The organism is Microcoleus vaginatus HSN003, assembly GCF_022701255.1.
GTDB classification, from domain to species: Bacteria; Cyanobacteriota; Cyanobacteriia; order Cyanobacteriales; family Microcoleaceae; genus Microcoleus; species Microcoleus vaginatus_B.
The window spans coordinates 410,239-434,013 of sequence record NZ_CP031705.1; the positions used below are offsets into that span (position 1 = coordinate 410,239).

Below are 23,775 nucleotides of genomic sequence, written 5' to 3' on the forward strand. Positions count from 1 at the left end.
AATACAATGACCGAAAATAACCAGGAATATTGCAGCCAAGGCTTGAGCGCTTGCGTCCAAAGCCTGGGAATCGCTCAAATCGAGCGACATATTTTTATCTGTGCCGACCAAACCGTGCCCAAGTGCTGCGATCGACAAACGAGTCTGGTGGCGTGGAATTACTTAAAAAAACGCTTGCAAGAATTGGGGTTGGACAAGCCAAGTGCCGATCGACCAGCCTGCGTTTTTCGCACCAAAGCCAATTGCCTGCGAGTGTGCGCGTCTGGCCCGATCATGGTAGTCTATCCAGACGGAGTGTGGTATCGCGACGTTACTCCCCCCGTCATTGAGAGAATTATTCAGGAACATCTCCTAAACTCAAAGGTAGTTCAAGAGTACGCTTTCTTGACTCATCCTTTGCCTGTGCCTGCTGAGGCGGAGCAAAACATCTAATTATAGCGCTGTTAAAGTACATGGGTATAATTAAAGGTTAAATTTAAGGTTAAGGGTGAGAATTTGAGACAGTTGGGCGTCGGGGCGATCGCACCTGCTACAGCTCAAAAAAACTGTAGTTAGGTGATTGTCTTCGTGCAGCTTCCCGTGTTCCTTGTGTTTCTCAAAAGGTACACCAAAAAAAATCGATCGGAGGAACTGTGAAATTTTGTGCAAAAATTTCTCAGTGGCAGACACTAAGCAGGTTGCCAAACTACACTAGAAACAGTTAAATACGTAAGTAGGGAGTCTGCTTAAATTTCTCTATATCAGAAGTATCATTTAAAACCGGGGCATTAACCTGAAATTGAACCGATCGAGATTAAATATTTAACTTGGGCTCTGTTAGGGAGTTTCCAATCAATCAAGGCTGATCTTGGTAGGGCGATCGTCCATTACAGGTTTCGGCTGCATTCCAGGTCGTAAGACACTCACGAACAGCCGTCAATTATAGGTTGGAAAGCGGTAATACCCGCCCCGCTTTCCCTCACCGCGATCCCTTCAGCCGACCGTCGTCCTCCACCCCCAGCCTGGTGGCGGGGGACTGACGGAAAAAACAGAAGTGAAAACAAGGAAGCGTGCGGGATACTTTAGCGGGAATAAACATGACAAAGGACAATAATTCAGGAGAGCAAAAACGGCTGATGCTGGTTGACGACGACCCCAACTTGATCTTGCTCGTCAAGGACTACTTGGAGTTTCGGGGTTACAACGTCATTACAGCAGAAAACGGCAGAGACGCTCTGGAAAAACTAGAACAAGAAGTTCCCGACTTGATTATCTGCGATGTGATGATGCCGGAAATGGACGGCTACACTTTAGTCAAACACATCAGAGAAGACCCTCGCACTAACTGGATTCCGGTTCTTTTCTTGTCCGCAAAAGGTCAAAGTTCAGACCGAGTAAAAGGCTTGAGCACTGGGGCTGACGTTTATATAGTCAAGCCTTTTGAACCAGAAGAACTGGTAGCCCAAGTGGAATCTTCTCTGAAAGCAGCATCGCGCTTGATTCGCCACTCAAATCCCGGTATGGAGAGTGGCCCAAAAATTAAGGCGCGCCGCAATGTCGAATTGACTCCCACTGAGTTAAAGGTGGTACAGTTGCTAGCCCAGGGTATGGCAAACCGCCAGATCGCAGACGTGATGAATGTCAGCCAGCGGACTATCGAAAGCCACGTCAGCAATATGCTGGGCAAAACAGGTCTGCACAACCGGACAGAGTTAGCTCGCTGGGCTCTTGAAAGCAAAAAGGCTTGAGCGGAGGTAGTCTGCGCTATGAAATCAGGGGAGCAAAATCTACTGCTATGCGCTTCGGTATGCCTGCTTGGCGGTACGGCTGTACGGCGGTAGTTTGAAGGCGCTATTAACCTTGACACGGCAGCCGGTATTGAGTTACTAGGCGTATAGTTTGTGAGGAACCCTCGCTCAAATGCAAGCAGGCTTAAAAGAACCCTCTGGCGGTAGAGCCGAAAATATGAAATACTGGGGAAATGGAGTTTTCTGAAGTTTAATCTATTGCCTCAGTTAGCTCCATGTTGCTAAAATGTGATATTTAGATTAACTTCTTTCTACAATTATTAGGTCTAAGTTTCTATGACAAACTTAATGAACCGCCTTTCTATTTTTGTGGACGGGAACAATATGTTCTACGCTCAACAAAAGAACGGTTGGTTTTTTGATCCTCGCAGGGTGCTCGAATATTTCAAAACTTCGCAGCCGAATGTCATCTTGATCAATGCTTTCTGGTATACGGGTCTGAAAGACCCCCAAGATCAAAGGGGATTTCGAGATGCTTTGATCAGTCTAGGTTACACGGTTCGCACTAAAATTCTTAAGGAATATTACGACGATGCTTCTGGCAGATATTCTCAAAAGGCTAATTTAGACATAGAAATTGTGGTTGATATGTTTAATACTGTGGATCAATACGACCAAGTTGTGCTGTTTAGCGGGGATGGGGATTTTGAGCGGGCGATCGAGCTGCTACGATCGAAAAATACTCATATTACTGTGGTATCAACCGAAGGAATGATTGCTAGAGAGTTACGAAATGCTACAGATAGGTATATAGACCTAAATGAAATTAGGGAACATATCGAGAAGATGGATTATTAGTCAGTAGTTATTAGTCATTAGTCATTAGTTATTAGTCATTAGTCATTAGTCAGCAGTCATTAGTCAGTAGTTATGGGTTAGGGGTTATTAATTATTCGTTATTGGCGCGAGACAGGGGACTGGTGACTGGAGGCTAAAAATCCAGAAAAACGGACAAGTAAAAATCAGGAAAACACTTTTTTAGAGCTATGAAAACTCAACCAAGTCAAGACCGGATTATTATTTTCGATACGACTTTGCGGGACGGAGAACAATCTCCGGGTGCATCTTTGAATGTGGACGAAAAGCTGACGATCGCTCGCCAGTTAGCGAGATTGGGCGTGGATGTGATTGAAGCGGGTTTCCCTTTCACCAGCACGGGAGATTTCGAGGCAGTCCAAAAAATAGCCCGCTCGGTTGGCACGGAAGATGGGCCGACAATTTGCGGTTTAGCACGGGCGAGAAAGGAGGATATTAAAACAGCAGCAGAGGCTCTGAAACCAGCAGTAAATTCGCGAATTCATACGTTTCTGGCTACGTCCGATATTCACTTGGAGTATAAGCTGAAAAAGACGCGGGCTGAGGTTCTGGAAATTGTGCCGGAAATGGTGGCTTACGCTAAGTCTTTTGTGGATGATGTGGAGTTTTCGCCGGAAGATGCTTGTCGATCGGAACCGGAGTTTTTGTATCAGGTTCTAGAACGGGCGATCGCAGCGGGTGCGACTACTGTTAATATTCCCGATACTGTCGGCTACACGACTCCGAGCGAGTTTGGGGCTTTGATTCGGGGAATTAAGGAAAATGTGCCGAATATCGATCGCGCCATTATTTCGGTGCACGGTCACAATGACTTAGGATTGGCTGTTGCTAACTTTTTGGAAGCCGTAAAAAATGGCGCCCGACAGTTAGAATGCACGATTAACGGGATTGGCGAACGGGCGGGAAATGCGGCTCTGGAAGAGTTGGTGATGGCGCTTTACGTGCGGCGTCAATATTATAATCCGTTCTTGGGCCGGCCTGCGGATTCTGAGGAACCGCTGACAAATATTGACTCGCGCCAAATTTACAAAACTTCGCGCTTGGTTTCCAATTTGACGGGGATGTTGGTGCAGCCAAATAAGGCGATTGTGGGGGCAAATGCTTTCGCTCACGAGTCGGGAATTCACCAAGACGGGGTGCTGAAAAATAAGCTGACATACGAGATTATGGACGCTGAGTCGATCGGCTTAACGGAAAATCAAATCGTCTTGGGCAAATTATCCGGCCGCCACGCATTTCACACTCGCTTGAAAGAGTTGGGTTTTGAAATGGCCGACGATGAGCTAAATAAGGCTTTTATCAAGTTCAAAGATTTAGCGGACAAGAAAAAAGAGATTACGGATTGGGATTTAGAGGCGATCGCCAATAACGAAGTGCACCAAGCACCGGAACTTTTCCGGTTAGAATTGGTGCAAGTTTCCTGCGGCGACAAATCTCGCCCGACAGCAACTGTCACTGTGCGGAATCCGGCGGGCGAAGAATTGACCGATGCTGCGATCGGCACCGGGCCTGTGGATGCGATTTACAGGGCAATTAACCGGGTGGTAAACGTACCGAACGAGTTGATCGAGTTTTCTGTACAGTCGGTGACAGCAGGCATAGATGCGATCGGCGAAGTAACAATTCGCTTGCGGCACGAAGGCAAAGTATTTTCCGGTCACTCAGCAAATACCGACATTATCGTAGCGTCTGCAGAAGCATACATCAGCGCTTTAAATCGCCTGTATCAGGCCTTGCAGCATAGTGCTGAAAAATCCTCGGAACAGCCAACTCAGATCAGAAATGAAGTTGTTGCAGAAGCACAGCGCTGATAAATTTCTTGTCAGCCATTTTTCTTGAAACAAACCGCAGACGAACCCAGATCGAAGCAGATAACTCTCAATTTATCTGCGTTGTTCCGGGTTTATCTGCGGTTTAAAATTACTTTTTTTTACTAATAACCAACTCTTGAAAAATGCAAGACGAAACTTTAAAAAAAGAGCGACAATTCCACGATGCTTGGGCATCTACAATCGATATTGACGGCATTCGAGTTAATGATTACTTTGAAGCTTGTACCGCCCCAGAAAATAGATTTATCGTCCAGCAAATGGGCGATATTACAGGCAAACGCCTGTTAGATTTAGGCTGCGGCGCGGGAGAAAATAGCGTTTATTTTGCTAAAAAAGGTGCGAATTGTGTGGCTGCGGACTATTCTCAGGGCATGGTAGAAGTTGCTCTGAAATTGGCTGAGAAAAACGGCGTCAAAATAGAGGGCTGCACCGTGAATGCAATGGCGCTGGATTTCCCGGACAATAGTTTTGATATTGTTTACGCTTCTAATTTGCTGCACCATTTGCCGGAACCTGAAAAGGCAATTCGTGAAATGCACCGCGTGCTGAAGCCTGGGGGTAAAGCTTGTTTTTGGGACCCGATGAAGCACAATCCCGTGATTAATGTTTACCGCAGGATGGCGACTGAGGTGCGGACGGAGGATGAAAGTCCTTTGGATATTAATATTGTGAATTTTGTCAAGTCTTTGTTTTCCGAGACGGCTTACGATACGTTTTGGCTGACATCGCTTTGGATTTTTTTGCGCTTTTATTTAATCGAAAAAGTGCATCCGAATGAGGAGCGTTATTGGAAAAAGATTATCATTGAACAAGAGAGATTGAAACCGGAATACTCTCGTTTAGAAGGGTTGGATGGCTTTTTGAAAAAGTTGCCTTTGATGAAGCGCTTGGCTTGGAATTTGGCTGTGGTGGCAACGAAGTAGTTACAAGAAGTACAATAAGTCAAAGCATTTAATTAAGAGGGTAATTATGCCAGAAACTATTACTGCTATCTACGAAAACGGGGTTTTTCGTCCCCTGAGTCCTTTGTCATTAAATGATGGGGAAACTGTGCAAATCACAATTGTAGCGGAAGTTTCGCAGGAAGAAGTCAAGGGCGATCGCGAAAAGGCGATTAAGTTGATGGATGTACAAAAATTGATGGGTTTGCCAACAAAACAGTTTAAGCTAGATGCAGCCGCAGAACAAAAGCGGCGCGAACTGTTTGAAAAACTAAAGGGAAGAGTGGGAAAACCTCTTTCTGAAATCGTTATTGAGGATCGTGGCCCGTGGTAAATGCCTATTTCTTAGACACCAGCGCTTTGGTTAAACGGTATGTGCCTGAATTGGGAAGTAATTGGATTCAATCAATTACTGTTCCTGCAGCAGGTAACTTTCTCGCGATTTCTCAAATTACTTGGGTGGAGGTATGCAGCGCTTTTTCACGCCGTCAACGAGAGGGTACTCTATCTGTCGATGAGGTTGACCAACTTATGGGAGATTTTCGCACGGATTTTGACAACCAGTATGAAGTTCTTGAAGTCGATCGCACTTTGATAGAAACAGCGGGCGCACTGGTGATACAAAACCCGCTGCGGGCTTATGATTCTCTGCAATTAGCGTCAGCTTTGCGCGTTCAATCTACTCTCGTTTCCGTGCCAGATACTCAACTAATTTTTGTTTCGGCGGACAATCGATTGCTGAATATTGCTCATTCAGAAGGGTTGGCGATTGATAATCCTAATAATTATCCGTAATCAAGCTGTGTGTAGTCAGGAATTCAAGTCCTCATAAAAATCAGAGAACTAAAGTCATTACTAGAAACTACTTTTAGTGCGATCGTTATTTATAGGATTTCTTTCAAAGTTTTAAGTAATATTTGATTCTGTTCCTCTGTACCTACACTAATCCGCAATTTGTCTTCTAATCGCGGCTGATTGAAGTATCGAATCAATATTCCCCGTACTTTCAGTGTTTGATAAATTCTTTCTGCATCGCCGTTTGGTGGTCGCACTAACAAAAAGTTGGTTTGCGAGGGCCAAACGTCAAACCCTAATTCCTTGAAGCTAACGGCTAGTTTTACTCTGGAAGCCTTAATCTTTTCCGCGTTGGCTATTTTGTGGTCTTGATCTGCGATCGCACCCGCCGCCACTGCATAGGCTAAAGCGTCCACATTATAGCTGTCTTTAATTTTATTTAATTCTGCCAGCAGCGCCGGATTTGCTATGGCAAAACCCAGCCTCAATCCTGCTAGGGAATAACCTTTTGAAAGCGTCCTCAAAACTATAACATTACTGTACTTTTTTGTCAAGTTCAAAGCATTGTCTTCGGCGAAATCTACATAAGCTTCATCGATAACAAGAATGCCCGATAACTCTTTAGCCAGTTTCTCCAAATCTGCAACAGATATGGCTGTTCCCGATGGACTATTGGGTGAGGCTACAAAGGTCACTGCCCCTCTGGCTGCTATTAGCAAATCGACTGGTAACTTGTAGTCATCTGGATAAGGAACTTCCACAAATTCTGCATCTTGAATTTGTGCCAAAGTGCGGTACAAGACGTAGGTAGGCGCAGGACAAACAATCTGTTTACCTGATTCCCCCACCGCGCGAACTATCAAGTTTAATAAATCGTCGCTGCCGTTACCTACAACAATCCAATCGTCAGCAACTCCAAAAACTTTACTAGCAGCGATGCGAAAACTTTTGCCAGTTGGATCTGGATAGCGCCGCAGCATTTCTCCGTCTATTTCCTGAAGCACGTTTAAGGCTTTCGGAGAAGGCGGATAGGGATTTTCATTAGAATTTAATTTAATAATTTTTGTGCCTAGCGGTGGCTGTTCCCCCGGCACATAGCCAGACATTTCGTGGATGCTTGTGCGAAAGTAATTCATCTATTAATTGAGTTTTGTGGAACGGGCATCTTGCCCGTTCTTGATAATGGTGCAAGATATCAAGTTAAACAAATTATATCAAACAATTAGTGACGATCCGCGTTATACCCAAATCAATTAACTTTTGCATATCTGCTCGATCGTCCACCGTCCAGGCCACAATGTCAACTCCCTGACTCCGGCTTTCTTGAATTAGTGCGGGGTTGTCCAGCAACACGCGATACTGGCTGCTAATCAAATTATCGTGATGCGTTACAGCTTGAGCTAATTGAGTTTTGTACGCTTCTAGATTAGCAACAATATGCCCGATCGCCAAATCGCCAGATAGCCGCCGCACTTGTTCCAGAAATCCAGCTTTAAAGGAGGTAATAACGCATTTGTGTTGGATTTCTTCGCCCTTCAAAGTATTGACAAAAGCCGCGACATCTGCGTCAGACCACTCGCAGTGAGGTTTCACATCAAAGTAAAGAAATTTGTCAACATTTTTGAGTATGGTTAATGATTCTTTTAAAGTAGGAATTTTTTGTTGTGAAAATTCATCGCTAAACCATTTTCCCGCATTAAGTGTCTGCAATTCAGACAGGGTTGTTTCCCTAACTTGGCCAGAAACTCCAGTGATTCTATCTAATGTGGCGTCGTGAAAAATCACTGGTACGTTGTCGGCGGATAGCTGGATGTCAAATTCGATCGAATGAGCTCCACGGGCGATCGCCCGTTCAAAAGCTGCTAAAGTATTCTCGGGGGATCTCGCCGAAAATCCCCGATGTGCGATAATTTCTACATTCACTGTCTTGTACCCTCTAAAAACTCTGCCACAGTTTGATTAAAAGTTTCTGGTTGAGTCAAAAAAGACCAGTGATTCCCCGGTACTTTTGCAACGGTAAGATTTTTTAAGTATCTATGGTATGGCTGCATTTGCCAAGCCATGCGATTTACGCCTTTTTCCGGCTGTACAAACAAAGTCGGGATATCAATATTTTCCGTTAAACCGGCAACTTTCATCACTTCCGCAAATATCTGATTTCTGGCTGCAATCGTAAATTTACTGCCCCAATTTCCGTCTGATTTTTGTTCGATTTGGTGTTGGAATACCATTTGCTGCACATCACTCCAATCTGCATATTCTCCCGATTGTTTGGCTGCTGCTTCTGCTTGGGCTAAAGTCGCAAACGGGCCCACACATTTGAGACAGTCTAATTTTCGGTAAACAATTGGTAGGGTGAGTTTCATCGCGGCGGGCAGTTTGGTGATGAAGATGGGGTCTACTAAAATCATACTGCAAAAGCGATCGGGGTTTTGCCTCGCCCAAATCGCTGCTAGTTTTCCCGTCCAAGAATGTCCTAAAATGTGTGCGTCAGGCCAGTTGAGATGTGCCATCAAAGCTTCTAAATCTGCGATCGCACTTTCAAAAGTATAGCCTGTTTTAGGTTTGCTACTTTCTCCGTGACCGCGCATATCGGGCGCTACAATATGATAGCGGTTCGACCAATAATCGCCCAAGCTACTCCAGACACACGCACTATCTGCTAAACCGTGTAACAACAGCAAACGCGGAACTTTTTCTAGCCCTGTCTTGGGCTGCCATTCTAGGTAAGACAGTTTGATTTCTGGCAAGTGCAAGCTGTTGCGTCTTGGCATGATTAGGGGGTTTTTTAGTTGGATAAATTTGAGGAAATTTAACCTTATTTATACTATTTTTATGAACAGGCAAGATGCCTGTTCCACAAAAAATGAAGTTGATTGGACTGTTTTCCTCAACAGAATTTGCGACGGATTTCACACATACTAAGTCTTCTTGTGGGGTGGGCTTCTAACCCGCCCTTCTGACCTAATTTTTCCTTTTTAAACTCAACAAAATAAACTGAGTTTTCTGTGCTTCATCGAAATTGTCATCGCTGACCAAAACTACACTCTGGCTGCCGTCTGGCAAGCGTGGCCCGAGGGTCATTCCCTCTAAATTATATAGCGGAATTCCGAGTTGGCTCAAGTCTAGCAGCAACTTTTTCCTAACAGGTTCTATCATTGCAGTTCGCCCTTTGAAACTCTGGATTCTCGAAGTATCTGTAGCCGCCCCAACGGCTACTTGATAAATCCTAGCGCTGTATCCCGACAGCCCAAAAGAACGTTCTAAACTCAGAATCTGACCGCCGCCGATTGTTACTAATTCTGTTAAACCGTTCAAAATAGTCATGGGAACTTGGTCTAGTGTGTAAAGATTTTCTGAGACTAATTGCGGTGTTTTATCGACGATGACATAATGTAAAAGACGGAGTTTGCTTGCCTGTTCGGGGTCTAAATCTTGCATTAACGGCGCTTCCGTAGCTGCGAACAAACGAAACGGATCAAGACCGCCCGGACTAAAGGTTTCTGGGTCGATGGTTAAAGATTCAAAACCTAAATTGTCCACCACTCCTTGCTTCTGTTTTTCATCGCTGGCATCGGGAATATAGCGCTTGGGTATCGGTAAATTTCCCCGCAATTTCCCGGTTTTGATGTCAAATTCTCCGAGGAAAGGAGGGATGCCAACATGAGTAACACCTTCGCTGGCGACAAATACTGAGTTGCGGGGAGAAAGGGCGATGCCTTCGGGATTGATGGAACCCCAAGAGAATGTTTCACCCTCTGCTTTTTTGAGGGATGTAACGCCTTCAACGGTAACTTTTTTCAGGCGAATATTTGCTGGATCGCTTGATGTGAGGTCGAGTCTGAGACTGTAAAATCTCGCTTCTCCGTTTTCGCTGGGGTCGTCGGAAAGAGCGTAAAAGCGATAAGCTTTGGAAGTGACGGCGCTAATACCTTTGGGGTCGTAGGTAATTCCTGATAAACCGCCGACTGGTGCTCCTTCAAAATTCATTTTTGGCAATTGGTACTCGCCCAAAAAGTCCAAGGACATTTCTGGAAAAGAGCGGTCTTTTGCAACTGCGGGAGGGGGGGCGCAAGCTGTGCAAACAGTTAAGAGAATAAGGGCTAGACTAAATAAGCGTAAAATACGTTGGCGAAGCCCTCGAAGAGGATCGCCCAGCGTCTTTAAATCCCAATAATTGCTCAGTGCGGTGACTTTTATTTTGTTGCTCTTGTTGAACAGTTTGCTTTTGTGCCATCTTTGTGACATAATTTATACCGTTTTGTAGATATGCAAAACTTGATGTTTCCAGAAGAGATGCCGAATCGCGGCAACCAAATTTTGAGAATGAGAAGTTCTGTGCCAATTGGGTGCTTGCTTTTCTTGTGGCTGTGTGCTGGTTCTATTGCTAGCGCCCAAACTAATCCACCAGGCCTCGATCAATTTTCTCCTAATCCTCTAGAAATTACCACACCCGATCCCCTAGCTCCCGCTAACGAATCTTTGAGCAGCACTCAGCGGGACGAACTGACAGCGGCTTTGGAGCAGTTAAACTTAGAAGCAGCGGCTAAACTGGAAGCTGGAGACGGCGCTGGTGCTTTTGAAATTTGGTTCCGAGAATTGCGGCTGCGGAGGTATCTGGGCCCGGCGGCGGAAATTGCTGCTTTGAGTCGGGTGGGAAGTGTTGCTTGGAGTAACGGTAAAAACCTGGAACTACAGCTTATTACTAAACGGTTGCAAGCAATTCAAAAAGAAGTCAAATCTCAAGAGTTGCTCCCCGCCTTGGCTGCGGCTTTTCAGCAGGTGCGCGCTAAAGGCCCAACTGTAGAAGTTTACCAAGAAATTCTCGAAAATGCGCGCCAAAACCAAGATATATTGGCTCAAGGTCAGATTTTGAAGGCGATCGGGCTAATTCACATCAATTGGTTGAGTTACGATAAAGCGGCTCCGGTGTATGAGGAATTGGCAACTTTAATTCAGGAAAACCGCGCTTTATTTGCTGCTAATTCTGCTGTGCAAAATTCTGCTGTAGTTGCGGGAAACGGCGCGCCACCACAGCCTGTAACTCCTCCAACAGAGGTAGATGCTCTGAGACAGTTAGCTTACGTTTACCAGCAGTCGAAACAACCCCTAAAGGCGATCGCAGCCAGGGAAAAACTAGGATCGGTGTATCTTAACTTACAAAACCCGAGTGCTATACCAGCGCTCAAAATTGCGATCGCCAGTGATTACCAAACCATAGGTCAAATCAATTTAGCAGCTCAATACTATCAGGAAGCCTACAATTTAGCCGTTCCCATTCAACAGTATGCCCAAGCTAGCGAAGCTTTGGATAAATTAGCTTTACTTTATCGATCGCAAAAGCAATGGGAGCCGACTTTGCGGATTTATCAAATGCAGTTGCTGTTAGAAGAGCGGGCTTACAATTTCTACGGATTGATGAATACTTATGACAATATTGGTCAAGTTTATCAAGAGATGAAGGCTTACGATAAAGCTTTGGAATCCTATCAAAAAGGGTTGGACGTGGCTAAAAGATTGGGACACAGACAAGAGTATTTTGCTAAGAAAATTCAAAAAGTTAACAAGCAATTGCAAAGGACTTCGTAGTTGTCAGCAGGCAATAATGCCAATTGGCGATGCGAGGAATTTAAATGCAGTAAGGTGCGCCTAGCGCACCCTACAAAACTACTTTTGATTGGTAACTTTCTCGCGAGAGGGAATAATATACTACATCTGTTTCGTAGTAATGAGCATTTTTTTCATATTTCATGCCAACTTTCTGTATCACCCGCTGCGAGGCGATATTTTCTGGGCGGGCGATCGCAACTATTCTATCAAGCTGTAATATTTTAAATCCATAATTTAGACTAGCCAAAGATGCTTCTGTCGCCAATCCTTGATTCCAATAAACTTTGTCTAGTGCATAGCCCAGCTCAACTTCCGGTGTTTTGTCCAGAAAACCCAGTCCGCAGCGACCAATCATTTTACGGTCTATTTTATGCACTACCGCCCACATTCCAAAGTTATTTTCTTCCCAACGTTTGAGCATGGTATGAATGGCGATTTCTGTTGCTTCTCTACTTCTAACTCCTGTGAGGTATTTCATGATTTCCGGATCGCTATAGATGCGGGAAAGATCGTCTAAGTCGTCTGGCGTAAATTGTCTCAGATACAATCGGGCTGTCTCTATCTTTTGCATGATTAATATAATTTTTACCACTAGATTATGATACGAGTTTTGATAAGTCTTGCTACCAACATTGTGGTGGGATTTCCTTCTAGGTAAAGTATGAGAGTCTTGCGATCGAATAATATACTCGATGGCGAGCGCGATTGTCAAAGTTATGCTGGTATTTCATCCCCATTTTTTCCATTACCCGCCGCGAGGCGATGTTTTCGGCATCTGCAACTGCGATAATTTTTTCTAAATTCAATACTTCAAATCCATACTTGATGCTGGCCGCTGCAACTTCCGATGCTAAACCTTTCCCCCAATACGCTTTTGCTAACACGTAACCGACTTCTACTTCAGATGTTTCGCGTAAGAAGCGAAGCCCCCCGTCGCCGATCAATTGGTTATTTTCTTTATTGACAACAGCCCACAAACCGAAAGCGTGTTTTTCCCAATCAGCGATTATCTGAAATAAATCTGCTGCTGTTTCTTCTCTATTTCTGACGCCTTCGCTCAAATACTTCATCACTTCTGAATCGCTGTAGATGCGGTACAGCTCATCTAAGTCATTTGGCGTAAATTGTCTCAGATACAATCGGGCTGTCTCTATTTCTTGCATAAGTTATACCAAAAAAGTCTAATACACTTTCATTGGGGCGACGGTGAAAGGTAAAATCAATTTCTTCAATGCAGTGAACTGCATTTTGAAAACCCAGCATTTGACCCAGCAAATAAAAGCCGTGGAAAACTCTATGTCTAAAGGCATAAAGTGGCAAGTAGCGGGTATCCGCAATTCTAATAAATATGCGTGACTGAGCGCTGTATGGTTGGATAATTTGCTAGAGCTGTAGAAGATTTCCTACTTTGACTGACTCTATTTGCTACAATTATTAGTTGGATATATTGTACAGCTTTTTTGCTCAAAGCTGAGCGAACTGATATCGCCAACCCGCCCTACAAGCCGCGCAGCGAAAAAAAGCTCCATATCCTCAGCCAAAGTCCCCAAATTTAGCAGCATAATAGCTTCTGCAATCTAAAATCTAAAATCGAAAATCGAAAATCGGATGACAATTTCCTCACCAGTAGCAGACACCAAAAACAAATCCGGCCAGGAAACAGACTGGCGGTTATTTCTGAGGTTGGCATCTTACGCAACCCGCAGCAAACGCTTGCTGATTATTTCGATCGCACTATTAGTACCGCTAGCAGTCTCAGGAGCAATTCAACCGATTCTCATCGGACAGGCAATTTCGGTAATTCGCTCGGAACCTACCTACGAATTCTTGCGGGGAGTGCCTCTATCTGGTGCATTGAATATTTTGGCTATTTTGCTGATGCTAACTATAACACTTAGATTAGCACTGCAATCACTTCAAGGCTATTTAGTCACGAAAGTAGGGCAAATAATTACTACAGATATTAGAAATGATTTGTTCGCCCACGTCACATCGCTAGCAGTAAGATTTTTCGATCGCACTCCTGTCGGTAAATTGATGACTCGCCTCACCAGCGATGTAGAAGCTTTGGGAGAGGTTTTCTCTTCAGGGGCGATCGGCATTGTCAGCGATTTATTTTCAATTTTAGTAATTGCCATTTTCATGTTTACCATGCAGTGGCAACTAGCTTTAATGTTGGTGCTGATGATGATACCAATTACCGCAGTCATAATTTATTTCCAGTACCAATATCGCATAGCAAATTACAATACCAGAGAAGAACTTTCCGAACTCAACGCCCAACTGCAAGAAAACCTGACGGGTATTGGTGTAGTGCAGCTATTCCGCCGCGAAAGATTCAACTCACAATTGTTTCGCGTCACCAATAAACGCTACATTAAAGCAGTTGACAAAACTATATTTTACGACTCAGCCGTATCTGCGACATTAGAATGGATTGCTTTAGTGGCGATCGGCGGGGTTTTGTGGATGGGCGGCCAAAGAGTTTTAGCCGGTAATCTTAACTTCGGTACTCTGTCTGCATTCATTTTATTTGCTCAGCGTCTCTTCGATCCGCTGCGGCAATTTGCCGAGAAATTTACTGCAATTCAAGCAGGATTTACCGCCGTCGAACGGATTAGCGATATCCTCAACGAACCGATCGAAATTAAAGATCCAACCAGCGCGAAGAAGGAAGAAGGAAGAGGGAAGAGGGAAGAAGGAAGAGGGAAGAGGGAAGAAGGAAGAAGGGCAGGTTATTCACCATTGTTGATAACTGGACATCCAGAGGCAACTGCTTACAACTTGTCTCCGTTCGATCGAGAATTGGCAGATAATCATCAAAATGGAGCAAGTTCAGAATATCGTTTATTGCCTAACAATCCCAAATTACCCCCCAACCCCCCGAAGCTTCGGGGAGGAGAAAATGCCAAATCGCAGAATTCTGAATCGGGAGAAATCCAATTTGACAACGTGTGGTTTGCTTACAAAAAAGACGAATATGTCCTGCAAAACCTCAATTTCACCATCAAATCCGGCGAAAAAGTAGCATTAGTCGGCCCCACCGGTGCGGGCAAAAGTTCGATTATTCGTCTCCTGTGTCGCCTTTACGAACCTAGCCGAGGACGGATTCTGGTTAATCATGTCGATATTCGGGATTTGCCTCAAGCAGAGTTACGCAGACATATAGGGGTAATTATCCAAGATGGCTTTCTATTTGCTGGTGACGTGAAGAGCAATATCAGCCTGGGAGAAAGTTACTCGATTGAGGAAATTCAAGCAGCAGCAGAAAAGACAAATGTTGCCCGTTTAATCGAACAGTTGCCTCAAGGTTATGACACGCAATTGCGGGAACGGGGGACGAATCTTTCGGGGGGACAAAAGCAATTATTAGCGTTTGCTCGCGCCGCCATTCGCAATCCCAGTATCTTAGTTCTAGACGAGGCAACTGCTAGTTTGGATGTAGGGACGGAAGCTTTAATTCAAGAAGCTCTAGAGCGTTTGATGGCGGACAGAACAGCGATAATTATTGCCCACAGGCTCTCGACTATCCGAAATGTCGATCGTATTTTAGTGCTCAAACGCGGGCAGTTAGTAGAGTCTGGCAGCCACGAAGAATTGTTGCAGCTAGAAGGTTTGTATGCCAGTTTGTACAAGTTGCAAATGCTGGGAAGTTAATATACTGAGATGTTGCACCCTTCTCAATAAGCTTTTTATGAACAGGCTTTCCGGCCTGTTCCACAAGACAATTCACTCTTTGTGGAACAGGCCGGAAAGCCTGTTCTTGAGAATGGTGCAAGATGTGAGTATAGGAAGGAAAGCACGACACGGATTTTTACACAGATACACGGATGAATTATCGATCAGATGGCCAATTATCCGAATACGCAGATACCCGACTTCTTCAAGAAGTCGGGTATCTAAAAGAATTTGAAATCTCAAATCTCAAATTTGAAATCTCAAATCGGCTCACTTGCCCGAAATCATTTTCCCCAGGGTTTCCGGCAGGTGAATTATATGTTGAAACAACTGGTTGGGCCCGATGCCAAACAATAGCTGCATCGCCAGAACAATTGCCGCTAAACCAATCGCTGTCCCAATGCTGGCTTTCAACACTTTAAACGCCCAATTAAAGACTAGCCAAGATACAAGTAACGAAGCAATTAAGATAATTAGTTCTATTGGCATATAACATTTTTAACTCTATTTAAAGTCTACATAAATTACGTATCAATACCATAGAAACCGGGTTTTTTATCGGGGTTAAAGGTTCAAATGCAGTATTTCGGTAAATACCCGGTTTCTGGTTCAAGACTACTCTACTTATTACTTTAAGCAATACTGCCGCGCTTCCGTGTTTCCTTATAAGAAATTCCGACATTTTTTAAGCCGGCTTTAATCATTTGCTGCTCTAACAAAGCGAAAAAGCGACTTCGATCGCCCCCCGTGACTACCGCTTGATTATGAGCTTCTGCTAGCGTCACCGGATAGCCGCCGCCTTTGTGTACTTGAGCCAGCATCATTCCTAATGCTAAATCTAGCTGTGCTGTATCTTGTGCTACCCATTCCGGCACTTCTATTCTAGCAATTTCTGTGCCAACGTGAACGTAACAGAAATAGACGGAATTAAGACCGTACAAATCTAAAATTCGAGCTTGGGATTTCCACAAAGGGCTTCTTTGTCCGGGTGACAGGATTGTTGCCCACAATATGGCATCGCGCAAAGGTTCAAATTCTTGACAAGGTGCTTTTTCGGCGAAAGAAATTGTGGCGGCAAATCCGACGTTCGGGCAATTTGTCATGCAGTCTGGTACTTCGTGGGTGCAAGCTTCAAACCGTAAAAAAGATAAGCTTTCGCTGCTGCGAGAAGCGCTTAAGTATCCTAACAGCGGAATTCCTGCTAAACGCAACTTGTCCCAAGCTTCTAAAATTGGCAGCAAAATTTGATCGCGCGCTTCGCTGGGTAACTGTTCCAAAAACCAATAAATCAGGGAACCGTCTACCATTGCTAAAGCTGGCGCGGGCAATTTATTGTCGTTAACTTTTGCCCAATTGCAGCCCATTTCTGCTAAGGCAATTGCTTCGGAAACTGCTCGCCGGTATCCCATCCATTCTTCGGTTCTAATTCCCCACTGTCGCGAACCGTACAAGTCTTCGGGTTTGTAGAAAACCTCGGGTACGCTGTCTAAAACTGGGTGGCGGCTTTGTCCGTAGTGCAGCATGACTGTGCCGACGTTTAGCAGGTAACAGTAGGCTATTTCGTGATGGTTGGGGGAAATTTGCGAGCCGTCTGTGGCAAAGACTGTGTGAGCTGCGGGGGGTGCGGTGATGTAGGTGCGCTCGGACAATGGCTCGATCGGGGTGGCAGCATTAAATAAAGTGCGATCGCGCCAATTCTCTTGCAATTCCACCAATTTTTCCTGTTCGCCTGCCGCCTTCAACAGCAAATTCTGAGCCACTTCCAAACGCTGGCGAGCCGCCTGAGCTTCCACATTCAAATGTTGGCTCATTCCCTGCATTGCCTTGGCTGCTTTAGTTAAATCGAGCATTGGTTTTAAGTCTCAATATTAGAAAGCTTTCAAGCTGAGAAATTATCAACACACTTTTCAAATTTTGGATTCCGAAGCTTGCTTTTTTTGTCATCAACCGGGTGTGATAAACTAAAATCTTTCGTGGCCGCCCGCAGAAACTGTAAAAAAATCGGTTTCTCAGGTCAATAGTACCTCCAAGACTGTATAAAAAAAATCAATATAAAAAAATCAATTTTTTTTATCTAGATCCTTGCTTGTGTCGGGAATTCCTGTTATTATATATCTTATAATGGGATGGTTGGATAAATAATACTTTTGCAACCATCCCATTATATTAAAATACCATGCCAGCGCCTCAAAAGTCAACAAAAAAGATGTAAAATTGTGGAATTTTTTTGCCTCTGAAAAGTGAAAAAAATTCCCCCTGCCAACAACTCTAACATCAACATTCGAGCGGCAGCCAATCGGCAAAATCTTCGGCAAACTGGGACAGAGAAAGCAATTGAACTGGTGGATTTTGAGCCACAGATTCCCGTTCGGGCAAAGTATTGTAACCCCAATCAGCCAAAAATAACCTCACCTGAGATAAATCCGGCTGCTGCTTCACCGACAGCAAAGTTTTTAACCGATCTTCCACAAACCAAATAGTCGAATCTTTGCCAGATGCAGCCAAAAATTCCCGCAAGATTTGGTGTTTAGGCTTGTTGTATTCCTTGCCAAAAATTAACTCCGACGGCATTTGTACGCCTGCTAGCTGCAACAGTTCCCGCACAAAACGCCCTTCCTTTGTAGTGACGATCGCCACTTTCACCGAACTCTCCTGCAACGAGTGCAAGCGCTCGGCCACCCCTGGATAAAAGCGGTGCAAAGACAGCCACCCCGATAAATCCTCAGCAATCCAATTATCGCGCAATCCGTCTAACATAGCACCGACAGACTGCGCTTTTAAATTATTTTCGGTCAACAAATACGGTACTATATTGGGCCACTCTAGCAAAATTTGCTCTGGGGAAATTCCTGTCAGTAGGGCGCGGATCAGCAGCGGCATTTCCCAACCGGTTTCGATGGCGGGCCGCACTCGGTAAAAACTCAAAGCTAAATCTGGATCGGGCACTGTTTCGACTGGTTTCCAGATTTGACAGTAGGCACGCCAAGCGGTTTGGAAATATTCGATTAGTCCGTCACAAATCACACCGTCAAAATCAAGAGCAAGAATTGTCGGAAAATTATTAGCCATCAATCGATTTTAGATTTTAGATTTTGGATTTTGGATTTTGGATTGAAGAATTGAAGAATTGAAGAAAGCGACCTTACTGAGGAATACCAGGACTTGTTATCGGATACTATTTTTTGGTTGTACCAGGATAAAGACGGGGGCTTGTACCCTGGCTGGTTTCGGTCACTGGATTAAAGAATTGAAGAATTGACTATGCAAACACTCAGCAGTGATTGGTCAAGAGTCGTTATTCCAAAGACTGAACTAGCGGTTGAGCGGCAATCGATTCTAGTCCTTGGGACTGCAACAATTGCGTCCACTCGGCCGTCAGTCGCGAATCATCGGGGGCGAGGTTCCGCATTTGGGCGAGAGTCGCAAGAGTCTCGTACCAAATCCCGTTCTTAGCATAAGCAATCACCTTAGCCATAGGGTCTGGATTTGCCAAATCGTTCTTGAGATTGGCCTGGGGTTCAATTCGCTGCATCCATCCTTTAACAATATAATCTCCAGAACGCTCCAGAGGATCGCAGGCTAGTGCAAAGGACCACACATATCGCTTACCAACCTCAATATTTTTTGTCTGGTCTTTCTCAGAAAGGCTAACTCCCACAATTCCGGCTTTGTCATTTTTGATAGTAGTTTCGTAGACTACTTCGGATTCATCTTCGTTTAGCAAAACAAACTCTACTTGAGCTGCGGGTTGAGAAACATATACAAAAAATGTTGGCGATTCTGTTAGCGTTAAACCAATATTGCTTTCAGGTATTAAGGGAGTAATGAATAAACCATCCCGTAACTTACAGCCTCGATGCGTCCCCCCTTGCCTGTTGTCGGGGGCTGTTACATCTGGGGGTGTGAAATTAACATTCTGACTCAGCAGAATGGGTGCAGGCACAGCCTGCATCGGTGTAAGCAAACTGGGGAGAGTAACGGCGATCGCCAATACAGTCATCGCCAATGCAGTAAAATGTATAAAACGTTTCATTTTTCCACCAACTTGTATAAATATTTATAGAGCGAATCTCTAATGTTAACCCGGAGTTTTAGCTCCGGGCGCGATCGAGTAAATGGGTCAATTTTCACCTCGCCATCGGCAGACCGACAAAACTTCCAGAAATAGCGAGATTTAAAGAGGCCCAACCAGCGGTTGAGCTGCAACTGATTCTAGTCCTTGGGACTGCAATAACTGCGTCCACTTGGCTGTCAGCGTCGCATCCCCGGGTGTCTGGCGCCGCATTTGGGCTAAAGTAGCGATAGTTTCGTACCAAATCCCATTTTTAGCGTAAACGTTGAGTCTAGTCATTGGGTCGGGATTTGCCAAATCACTCTTGAGAGTTGCCGCGGGTTCAATTCGCTGCACGAACCCTTTAACAACTGAATCGGCAGAGCGGTCTTCGGGGTCGCAAACCATCGAAAATGACCATACATATCGCTTGCCAACTTCAAGGGATTTGTTGTTGCCCACGGTAGCAGGAATACTAACTCCAACAATCCCGGATTTGTCAACTTTAAATGTTTTTTCGTAGACAACTTTGTCTTCCTTTTCGTTGAGCAAAGTAAACTCTATTTCGGGCGAGGTGTTAGGAATATAGACAAAAATTGTCGGAGAATCTGTTACGGTTAAACCGATATTAGTGGGAGGCACTAAAGGAGTAATAGATAAACCCGCTGGACAAAGCTTGCTGCCGCGATGTGTCCCTCCTTGTCGGTTGGCGGGGGCTGTTACGTCAGGAGGCTTGAAATTAACATTTTGACTCAGTATAAGTGGCTGAGATTGTGCGCGCATCGGTGTAAGTGAACTGGGTACGGTAGCTGCGATCGCAGATACGGCGACCGCAAGTGTAGCCCGATGTATAAAACGTTTCATTTTGGTGTACCTTTCACTATAATTCCAAACACAGGCATTCGCTGATGGCGACAAATATTTTTGAGCTGCTAGTCGAGGCCGCAGATACACAATTTAAACCTTGACATATCATCAATAACATTAATTAATTCGAGCGGCAAGTGGATTCTCTGTCGGCACAATCAGGTTGCCTAGGTCGCAAGTATCATTGGATACAGTTGCTCACCACGTAAGGTAAATTTTTGTAACAAAGTGGTCGGAGTTTCCGAGTGTTCTAAGATGGAGAAAGTCTCCAGCAGGCGGCAAAGGTGAAACAACTGCGGTTCCAGAAACAAGTCAAACTTATATGCTGGGATAATGAGTAAAATATCTAAAAAAATTCGATCGGCAGCGGCTCAATTGAGTCAAATGTATAAACCATCACTAGCATTGGCTAAGTCTGTATTAATTGCCAGCGCGGCAGTAACATTATCCTTGATGGGAGCCAGACTGCTAGGAATACTCGAACCAGTAGAATTAAGCGCTTACGACCAAATGGTGAGGTGGCGTCCCGATGAACAGCCAGACTCGCGTTTGCTAGTTGTGGGGATTACCGAAGCAGACATTCAGAAACTGAAACAGTGGCCGATATCCGATCGCAAAATAGCTGAAATCTTACAAAAACTAGAAAAAATGCAGCCGGCAGTCATCGGTTTAGATGTACTGCGAGACGTACCATTAGGAGACGGGCGCGAGGAATTAACTAAAATTTTACAAAAAAGCGATCGCATTATCGGGGTATGTTTAGTCACCGACGGAAGCCCGGACAATCCCGGTTCTCCACCTGCGCCGGGGCTGCCAGAAAACCGGGTGGGATTTGCAGATTTCGGAGTCGATGCCGGGGGCATACTCCGCAAGGCTTTATTATTTATGAAACCGCCGACAATTGAGGGCAACTCCTCTGTCCAAAAACATCTTTGCAATGACAATTCTCAAGTTTTAGCTTCCTTCAACCTCCACATAGCACTCCGCTACCTGCAAGGGGAAAAAATCTATCCTCAACTTGCACCAGATCAATCTTTATGGCTGGGAAAAACCCAATTAAAACAACTAGCAAGCAATGACGGAGGATACACACATACCGATGTCAGGGGATATCAAATATTAATTAACTATCGTTCCAGGCGGCAAGTTGCCAACCAAGTCAGAATTACGGATGTTTTAGAAGGGAAAGTTGACCCGAATTTAGTTAAAGATAAAATAGTGCTCATCGGTTACACCACAGAAAGCGTTAAAGATTTCTTTTATACTCCTTACAGTGGGCGAAAGCAAAGCAACCAGTTCATGCCGGGGATCGTGGCACACGCACAAGTAGTCAGCCAAATTTTGAGTACAGTTTTAGACAACAGACCGATGTTTTGGTTTTGGCCGGAATGGGCAGAAATCTTGTGGATTTCGGCATGGTCAATTGTGGGAGGAACCGTGGCATCGCGGATGGCTCACCCAGCGCAGTTGGCGCTGACATTCGCAGCCATGCTGTGCGGGTGCTGCGCGATCGGGTTTGGGATTTTTCTGTTGGGAGGGTGGGTGCCTGTGGCAGCGCCAGCCTTAGCATTAATCCTAACTGGCGGCAGCATTATATCAGCAGAGAGATTTAATAAAGCCGGATACGCGAAAGCAATTAGCGATCGAGTAAAACAAGTCTTCAAAATCGAAATAGACCAAGCCAAAAAAGAACAGCAAGTTGCAGAAATCACAGAATCGGATTTCTTTAAAGAATTGCAGCAAAAGAAAGATAAACTGAGGATTAGTAAAAAAGAAACCTCTGAAAAAGCACCTTCCGATTCCCAAGAAATAACTGCAGATGCCGCAGAGCTTGCCAAGGCCGAAAGTCAGACAGACGACTACTTAGCTCAGTTGCAGGAAAAAGCCAAACAGCAGAAGCAGCGCGCCGCCGTGAGTGAATCGGAAAGCAGCTCACCAACGGGTGCGATCGATGCCGGCGGCGGTGCTAGTTCAGCCGAAACCAAACCTGATGACGAGTTCAGCGATTTGCAAGCCAAAGCCAAACAAATGCGGCAGCGCAGGGGCGCCCAAAAGAGCATAAAAGATGAAAAAATTGATAGTTTAACTGACAAGGAGGATTTGGGGGGCAAGGAAGAGTGACAGACAACTCGACTGCATCGAGAATTGCATCATAATTATTGATTCTCGCCGTTTCTTACCCTCATACGCAGATCATGTCCAAAATCATCTCTGTCCACTCTTACCGGGGCGGAACTGGCAAATCGAACACGACAGCAAACCTGGCATCTATTATCGCTCGCGGCGGAAATCGGGTCGCCATTGTGGACACAGACATTCAATCACCAGGAATTCACGTGCTGTTCGGTTTCAGCGAGAGCAACATGGATCACTGCCTGAACGATTACCTGTGGGGCCGGTGCCCGATCGCCGATACGGCCTACAATGTGAGTTCGCTGCTGCCCAAATTAGCCACTAACGGCAACCTCTACCTGATTCCTTCGAGCATTAAAGCAGGGGAGATAGCGCGAGTTTTGCGCGAAGGCTACGACGTGGGACTGCTTACCGACGGCTTTGAAGAACTGATCGACGTTCTGAACTTAGACTACCTATTTATCGACACGCACCCGGGGCTCAACGAAGAAACCCTCCTCAGCATCACCATTTCCGACATCCTGCTGCTGATTTTGCGTCCGGATCAGCAAGATTTTCAGGGAACGGCTGTCACGGTAGATGTGGCCCGAAAATTAGAAGTTCCCAAGATTTTGATGACGATCAACAAAGCCCCCGAATCCCTGGATTTCGAGGATTTGAAGCAGCAAGTAGAGAGTATTTACAACATCCCAGTGGCAGGGGTGCTGCCCCACAGCGACAAAATGATGCTGCTCGCCAGCAAGGGAGTGTTTGTGCTGCACTTCCCTAACGACCCTCTAACTAAGGTTGTGGAAGGGATTGCGAAACAGATTGTGGGATGATTGGTGTAGCAAGAGCCGATCGCCCGCTCAGCAGTGAGTGTCGATCTCAATTCCTGCGGAGCGATGTCCTCCTGGGTATCCGGCTGCTAGCGGCGGAGGAACTTTTAAAGCCGACAATATTTGGTTAAAGAGTCATGAGAATGGCGACAAAATGAGATACAAATAGATTATGAGAATTTGTTAAAAAACTTTAGGAGGAGAACTCATGGATTTTGACTTCCGCATACTAATAGTATTGATGCCCGTATTGTTGGCGGGCGGCTGGGCTGCTTACAACATCGGCACTATAGCTCTCAAACAAGTGCAGAAATTTTTGAACAAGCAAGCTTAAACTCAGCCTCTTTTCAGGTAATTTCGCAGCCGACTGTTTTTTGAGATACAAAACAGTCGGCTGATTTGTGCATTGGCTCTGCTTAAGTGATGGGTGATTTTTGGTGGGCAATT

The 23,775-nt window shown here is 45.0% G+C and carries 23 protein-coding genes; 12 read left to right on the forward strand and 11 right to left on the reverse strand.

The window, feature by feature from the left end:
- The first annotated feature begins 6 nt into the window (after positions 1-6).
- From D0A37_RS01750 to D0A37_RS01780, 7 genes are all read left to right on the forward strand, one after another.
- Positions 7-432 (forward strand): (2Fe-2S) ferredoxin domain-containing protein, encoded by a 426-nt coding sequence (locus D0A37_RS01750; RefSeq protein ID WP_242725300.1) that lies wholly within the window; start codon positions 7-9, stop codon positions 430-432.
- Between the two features lie 644 nt (positions 433-1,076).
- Positions 1,077-1,727: a response regulator transcription factor gene (locus D0A37_RS01755; protein WP_006633074.1), complete on the forward strand. Its 651-nt coding sequence runs from the start codon at positions 1,077-1,079 to the stop codon at positions 1,725-1,727.
- Between the two features lie 336 nt (positions 1,728-2,063).
- Positions 2,064-2,585 carry a LabA-like NYN domain-containing protein gene (locus tag D0A37_RS01760; RefSeq protein WP_006633075.1) on the forward strand — a complete coding sequence of 174 codons (522 nt, stop codon included), beginning with the start codon at positions 2,064-2,066 and terminating at the stop codon, positions 2,583-2,585.
- A 188-nt stretch (positions 2,586-2,773) separates the two neighbouring features.
- Positions 2,774-4,414 carry a 2-isopropylmalate synthase gene (locus D0A37_RS01765; protein WP_242720399.1) on the forward strand — a complete coding sequence of 547 codons (1,641 nt, stop codon included), beginning with the start codon at positions 2,774-2,776 and terminating at the stop codon, positions 4,412-4,414.
- A gap of 143 nt (positions 4,415-4,557) precedes the next feature.
- The gene (locus D0A37_RS01770) at positions 4,558-5,358 is read left to right on the forward strand and encodes a class I SAM-dependent methyltransferase (protein WP_242720402.1); all 801 of its coding nucleotides are present in this window, start codon (positions 4,558-4,560) and stop codon (positions 5,356-5,358) included.
- 46 nt (positions 5,359-5,404) lie between these two features.
- On the forward strand, positions 5,405-5,710 hold the full coding sequence (locus D0A37_RS01775; protein WP_242720404.1) for an antitoxin family protein: 306 nt from the start codon (positions 5,405-5,407) through the stop codon (positions 5,708-5,710).
- On the forward strand, positions 5,704-6,171 hold the full coding sequence (locus tag D0A37_RS01780; RefSeq protein ID WP_242720406.1) for a type II toxin-antitoxin system VapC family toxin: 468 nt from the start codon (positions 5,704-5,706) through the stop codon (positions 6,169-6,171). Before D0A37_RS01775 ends, D0A37_RS01780 begins: the two co-directional genes overlap by 7 nt.
- A gap of 89 nt (positions 6,172-6,260) precedes the next feature.
- Here D0A37_RS01780 and hisC read toward each other — a convergent pair whose 3' ends face one another.
- The 4 genes from hisC to D0A37_RS01800 all read right to left on the reverse strand — a co-directional run bounded on the left by hisC (position 6,261) and on the right by D0A37_RS01800 (position 10,419).
- Positions 6,261-7,307, reverse strand: a complete 1,047-nt coding sequence (hisC, locus tag D0A37_RS01785) for a histidinol-phosphate transaminase (protein WP_242720408.1) — start codon at positions 7,305-7,307, stop codon at positions 6,261-6,263.
- Positions 7,308-7,380: 73 nt separating this feature from the next.
- A complete protein-coding gene (locus D0A37_RS01790) occupies positions 7,381-8,094 on the reverse strand; it encodes a glycerophosphodiester phosphodiesterase (RefSeq protein ID WP_242720410.1) in 714 nt (237 codons plus the stop codon).
- Positions 8,091-8,945: an alpha/beta fold hydrolase gene (locus D0A37_RS01795; RefSeq protein ID WP_242720412.1), complete on the reverse strand. Its 855-nt coding sequence runs from the start codon at positions 8,943-8,945 to the stop codon at positions 8,091-8,093. Before D0A37_RS01795 ends, D0A37_RS01790 begins: the two co-directional genes overlap by 4 nt.
- Before the next feature lie 190 nt (positions 8,946-9,135).
- The gene (locus D0A37_RS01800) at positions 9,136-10,419 is read right to left on the reverse strand and encodes an esterase-like activity of phytase family protein (RefSeq protein WP_242720414.1); all 1,284 of its coding nucleotides are present in this window, start codon (positions 10,417-10,419) and stop codon (positions 9,136-9,138) included.
- Between the two features lie 21 nt (positions 10,420-10,440).
- Between D0A37_RS01800 and D0A37_RS01805 the strand changes: the two genes are divergently transcribed.
- A complete protein-coding gene (locus D0A37_RS01805) occupies positions 10,441-11,760 on the forward strand; it encodes a tetratricopeptide repeat protein (protein ID WP_242720416.1) in 1,320 nt (439 codons plus the stop codon).
- 70 nt (positions 11,761-11,830) lie between these two features.
- On the opposite strand, the gene D0A37_RS01810 is transcribed toward D0A37_RS01805, so the two are convergent.
- Together D0A37_RS01810 and D0A37_RS01815 are read right to left on the reverse strand one after the other, a co-directional pair.
- Entirely contained in the window at positions 11,831-12,352 is a 522-nt protein-coding gene (locus D0A37_RS01810; RefSeq protein ID WP_242720418.1) for a GNAT family N-acetyltransferase, read from the reverse strand.
- 79 nt (positions 12,353-12,431) lie between these two features.
- On the reverse strand, positions 12,432-12,944 hold the full coding sequence (locus tag D0A37_RS01815; protein WP_242720420.1) for a GNAT family N-acetyltransferase: 513 nt from the start codon (positions 12,942-12,944) through the stop codon (positions 12,432-12,434).
- Positions 12,945-13,389: 445 nt separating this feature from the next.
- Between D0A37_RS01815 and D0A37_RS01820 the strand changes: the two genes are divergently transcribed.
- Positions 13,390-15,438 (forward strand): ABC transporter ATP-binding protein, encoded by a 2,049-nt coding sequence (locus D0A37_RS01820; protein ID WP_242720422.1) that lies wholly within the window; start codon positions 13,390-13,392, stop codon positions 15,436-15,438.
- A 291-nt stretch (positions 15,439-15,729) separates the two neighbouring features.
- Here D0A37_RS01820 and D0A37_RS01825 read toward each other — a convergent pair whose 3' ends face one another.
- From D0A37_RS01825 to D0A37_RS01845, 5 genes are all read right to left on the reverse strand, one after another.
- Complete coding sequence (locus tag D0A37_RS01825) at positions 15,730-15,948, reverse strand: hypothetical protein (protein WP_242720424.1); 219 nt, start codon at positions 15,946-15,948, stop codon at positions 15,730-15,732.
- Between the two features lie 143 nt (positions 15,949-16,091).
- Positions 16,092-17,309, reverse strand: coding sequence for a DNA double-strand break repair nuclease NurA (locus D0A37_RS01830; RefSeq protein ID WP_242720426.1), 1,218 nt, complete (start codon positions 17,307-17,309; stop codon positions 16,092-16,094).
- A gap of 424 nt (positions 17,310-17,733) precedes the next feature.
- Positions 17,734-18,528 (reverse strand): HAD family hydrolase, encoded by a 795-nt coding sequence (locus tag D0A37_RS01835; RefSeq protein WP_242725302.1) that lies wholly within the window; start codon positions 18,526-18,528, stop codon positions 17,734-17,736.
- Positions 18,529-18,754: 226 nt separating this feature from the next.
- Entirely contained in the window at positions 18,755-19,492 is a 738-nt protein-coding gene (locus D0A37_RS01840) for a DUF928 domain-containing protein (RefSeq protein WP_242720428.1), read from the reverse strand.
- Between the two features lie 141 nt (positions 19,493-19,633).
- Positions 19,634-20,374, reverse strand: coding sequence for a DUF928 domain-containing protein (locus D0A37_RS01845; RefSeq protein WP_242720430.1), 741 nt, complete (start codon positions 20,372-20,374; stop codon positions 19,634-19,636).
- A gap of 336 nt (positions 20,375-20,710) precedes the next feature.
- Between D0A37_RS01845 and D0A37_RS01850 the strand changes: the two genes are divergently transcribed.
- The 3 genes from D0A37_RS01850 (at position 20,711) to D0A37_RS01860 (ending at position 23,662) form a co-directional block, all read left to right on the forward strand.
- Positions 20,711-22,498, forward strand: coding sequence for a CHASE2 domain-containing protein (locus D0A37_RS01850; RefSeq protein ID WP_242720432.1), 1,788 nt, complete (start codon positions 20,711-20,713; stop codon positions 22,496-22,498).
- Between the two features lie 74 nt (positions 22,499-22,572).
- A complete protein-coding gene (locus D0A37_RS01855) occupies positions 22,573-23,331 on the forward strand; it encodes a MinD/ParA family ATP-binding protein (protein ID WP_242720435.1) in 759 nt (252 codons plus the stop codon).
- Positions 23,332-23,536: 205 nt separating this feature from the next.
- Positions 23,537-23,662 (forward strand): photosystem II protein Y, encoded by a 126-nt coding sequence (locus D0A37_RS01860; protein ID WP_242720436.1) that lies wholly within the window; start codon positions 23,537-23,539, stop codon positions 23,660-23,662.
- The last annotated feature ends 113 nt before the right edge of the window (positions 23,663-23,775 follow it).

Bases quoted from the DNA above. Each gene is read 5' to 3' on its own strand.
- hisC (WP_242720408.1), bottom strand. From the start codon at position 7,307: ATGAATTACTTTCGCACAAGCATCCACGAAATGTCTGGCTATGTGCCG.
- D0A37_RS01845 (WP_242720430.1), bottom strand. From the start codon at position 20,374: ATGAAACGTTTTATACATCGGGCTACACTTGCGGTCGCCGTATCTGCG.
- D0A37_RS01795 (WP_242720412.1), bottom strand. From the start codon at position 8,945: ATGCCAAGACGCAACAGCTTGCACTTGCCAGAAATCAAACTGTCTTAC.
- D0A37_RS01815 (WP_242720420.1), bottom strand. From the start codon at position 12,944: ATGCAAGAAATAGAGACAGCCCGATTGTATCTGAGACAATTTACGCCA.
- D0A37_RS01835 (WP_242725302.1), bottom strand. From the start codon at position 18,528: ATGGCTAATAATTTTCCGACAATTCTTGCTCTTGATTTTGACGGTGTG.
- D0A37_RS01840 (WP_242720428.1), bottom strand. From the start codon at position 19,492: ATGAAACGTTTTATACATTTTACTGCATTGGCGATGACTGTATTGGCG.
- D0A37_RS01820 (WP_242720422.1), top strand. From the start codon at position 13,390: ATGACAATTTCCTCACCAGTAGCAGACACCAAAAACAAATCCGGCCAG.
- D0A37_RS01830 (WP_242720426.1), bottom strand. From the start codon at position 17,309: ATGCTCGATTTAACTAAAGCAGCCAAGGCAATGCAGGGAATGAGCCAA.
- D0A37_RS01860 (WP_242720436.1), top strand. From the start codon at position 23,537: ATGGATTTTGACTTCCGCATACTAATAGTATTGATGCCCGTATTGTTG.
- D0A37_RS01775 (WP_242720404.1), top strand. From the start codon at position 5,405: ATGCCAGAAACTATTACTGCTATCTACGAAAACGGGGTTTTTCGTCCC.
- D0A37_RS01855 (WP_242720435.1), top strand. From the start codon at position 22,573: ATGTCCAAAATCATCTCTGTCCACTCTTACCGGGGCGGAACTGGCAAA.
- D0A37_RS01765 (WP_242720399.1), top strand. From the start codon at position 2,774: ATGAAAACTCAACCAAGTCAAGACCGGATTATTATTTTCGATACGACT.
- D0A37_RS01825 (WP_242720424.1), bottom strand. From the start codon at position 15,948: ATGCCAATAGAACTAATTATCTTAATTGCTTCGTTACTTGTATCTTGG.
- D0A37_RS01850 (WP_242720432.1), top strand. From the start codon at position 20,711: ATGAGTAAAATATCTAAAAAAATTCGATCGGCAGCGGCTCAATTGAGT.
- D0A37_RS01750 (WP_242725300.1), top strand. From the start codon at position 7: ATGACCGAAAATAACCAGGAATATTGCAGCCAAGGCTTGAGCGCTTGC.
- D0A37_RS01770 (WP_242720402.1), top strand. From the start codon at position 4,558: ATGCAAGACGAAACTTTAAAAAAAGAGCGACAATTCCACGATGCTTGG.
- D0A37_RS01800 (WP_242720414.1), bottom strand. From the start codon at position 10,419: ATGTCACAAAGATGGCACAAAAGCAAACTGTTCAACAAGAGCAACAAA.
- D0A37_RS01810 (WP_242720418.1), bottom strand. From the start codon at position 12,352: ATGCAAAAGATAGAGACAGCCCGATTGTATCTGAGACAATTTACGCCA.
- D0A37_RS01760 (WP_006633075.1), top strand. From the start codon at position 2,064: ATGACAAACTTAATGAACCGCCTTTCTATTTTTGTGGACGGGAACAAT.
- D0A37_RS01805 (WP_242720416.1), top strand. From the start codon at position 10,441: ATGCAAAACTTGATGTTTCCAGAAGAGATGCCGAATCGCGGCAACCAA.
- D0A37_RS01755 (WP_006633074.1), top strand. From the start codon at position 1,077: ATGACAAAGGACAATAATTCAGGAGAGCAAAAACGGCTGATGCTGGTT.